General features: G+C 69.4%; 1 protein-coding gene. It reads left to right on the forward strand.

From position 1 onward, the window contains the following. Positions 1-192: 192 nt before the first annotated feature. The coding region (locus RTM68_RS15520; RefSeq protein ID WP_312172600.1) for a uracil phosphoribosyltransferase at positions 193-385 on the forward strand (193 nt) is incomplete at its 3' end.

The raw sequence follows: 385 nt of genomic DNA on the forward strand, positions 1-385 counted from the left end.
CTCGAGCGCGCGAGCCATCGCGAGGCGGTCGGCAGCGGTCATGTGTCGAGCCTACGACAGGCGTGTGCGGGAGGTTCGGCACTCCCGGGGCCGGGTGATCGGCTGCGCGCTCACGCGCAACGCGGGGTGGAAGGCGCCACCGCGCACGCATCCGATGTCGTGCCAGGGCGTCCGGCGCATTAGCCTGTATCCATGCGTGTCCACGTCGCCGACCACCCTCTCGTCACCCACAAGCTCTCGGTCCTGCGCGACCACCGCACACCGTCGCCCGTCTTCCGTCAGCTGACCGAGGAGCTCGTGACGCTCCTCGCGTACGAGGCGACCCGCAACGTCAAGGTCAGCCCCATCGAGATCACCACGCCCGTGACGACGACGATGGGCGTGA

This window comes from Microbacterium sp. (assembly GCF_031988965.1).
GTDB lineage: Bacteria > Actinomycetota > Actinomycetes > Actinomycetales > Microbacteriaceae > Microbacterium.